Below are 1,982 nucleotides of genomic sequence, written 5' to 3' on the forward strand. Positions count from 1 at the left end.
CTGAGAGCAAGTTTGAATTGATAGATACCTTCGATAATCACTCCCTAATGAATCAGCTCGAAACATTCTTAAGCAAAGAAGAAATGGATATTGCAGGGATAGAATTTATTCAGAACGAAATCGGTGATTTGTTNGTTTACGATATCAACACCAATACAAACTATAATAATGATGCTGAAAAGCGCGCGGGTATCGATCAAAGTGGTATGCAAGCCATTGCAAGCCTGCTCATAGACAAAGCCAAATAAGTCTTCATGTGCATTTATGCCTGCAAGATTATCGACGCAGGCATACCTTCATTCAGACAAGCTTAGCAAGCATCGTCCTCTCTCATGACAACCAGTTCTTGCCCATTAAGTACTTTGACTACAATGGGCCGACAACACACTTGGCAGTCTTCAGTGTATTCGGAGTCTGAATCCATAACGTCTAGCAGTAATTGAATCGGTTCGCCGCAATACGGACAGTAAGTATTCTGCTCTTCCAATGGGTTCATTAATTACTCTCCAATGGTATGCGTCCAGGTTCAATAAATGCTTTATGCACGCGTTTCGCTCCTACAAGCTCAAACAAGTCACCATTAAAGCCTGTCATCTGGCGAGGCACCTTAGCTTGCTTAGCAACCTTTGCGTTAGCAGCAAGATGCAGCTGCTCACCATGCGTTGGAATGACGAGAGAAGGCTGCACCCATCCGTATAAATCAAGCAAATCTTGCTCACTTGGGTGACCACTCGCATGAATCGTTCTAGATGTGTTGTACTTCGTAATCACGGATATCTTTTTCTGTTCCAATTGCTCGATCAAACGATGAATATGCTCTTCATTCCCTGGAATCACAATAGAGCTAAATATCACAGTATCACCCTCTTCCAGCTCAAGATCTCGGAATTGATTCCTTGCCAGTCGTGATAGTGCCGCACGCGGCTCGCCTTGACTGCCTGTCGCGATGATCAATATTTCTTCTGACGGCAAATACCCGATCTGATGCGGAGAATACAACAAGCCATCAAGCTCGCTAGGCCAGTAACCAGCAGCTTTTGCGTGACGATGCATGGTATGAAGAGATCTCCCCAATAAGGCAACATAGCGTCCGGTATCTTTGGCAACCTTAAATAGCGTTATTAAGCGCGCGATGTTACTTCCGAAACACGTCACCAACACTCTACCCGACTGCTCACTGACGTGATCAAATAAGCCTTGATAACATGCGCCCTCGGAAACACTTCTACCAGAACGGTCAGCGTTGGTAGAGTCGCAAACCATTGCAGCAATGTTCTCACTCGCTAATTGCTTAAAAGGTAGCGGGTCAAAGGGCTTGCCTACGACAGGATCAAAATCGATTTTCCAATCACCGGTATGAAAAACTGAACCTACTCTGGTTCTGATCATAAGACTATATGACTCAGGCATTGAGTGCGTTAATGCCAACCACTGAACCTCGAATGGGCCAATCTGCTCTGTCGAACCGTCATCGACGATATGAACAGGTATATCTAATTCTTTGCGCGACTCCGCTAATTTATGACGCAAACATAGGGCGGTGAATCGAGTTGTATACACTGGACATTTGAATCGAGACCATAGATCGACCAACGCTCCGAGATGATCCTCATGCGCATGTGTGATTACGATGCCTGCTAAGGCATCAGCACGCTGTGCAATAAAACTTGGGTCTGCACTTATTCTGTCGAACTTCTTTGTAAGCGCGTCTTCGTCATTCTGCGGATTATTGGCATGAATCGCACTGAGACTCTCGCTAAAACTTACGCCGCAATCAACCATTAACCACGCATCATCATGACTGTAGAGATTCATGTTCATGCCAATTTCTCCAGTTCCACCTAAAGGTAAGTACCAAAATTGGCGATGATTAGCCGCGTATGAATTAGAAATAATCGACTCCTATTTGCAGTTGAGGGTAAGACAAATCACGATTAGGGGGTCTTACGAATCAGACCCTTAGAAAGTTCATGCCTAAGCAA

General features: G+C 44.8%; 2 protein-coding genes. Both read right to left on the reverse strand.

The features are described from left to right. Positions 1-310: 310 nt before the first annotated feature. Positions 311-496, reverse strand: a complete 186-nt coding sequence (locus A3738_RS29050) for a CPXCG motif-containing cysteine-rich protein (RefSeq protein ID WP_068499841.1) — start codon at positions 494-496, stop codon at positions 311-313. Continuing rightward, positions 496-1,821 carry a ribonuclease J gene (locus A3738_RS02220; protein ID WP_197471925.1) on the reverse strand — a complete coding sequence of 442 codons (1,326 nt, stop codon included), beginning with the start codon at positions 1,819-1,821 and terminating at the stop codon, positions 496-498. Before A3738_RS02220 ends, A3738_RS29050 begins: the two co-directional genes overlap by 1 nt. Between the last annotated feature and the right edge of the window lie 161 nt (positions 1,822-1,982).

Source organism: Oleiphilus sp. HI0066 (genome assembly GCF_001635725.1).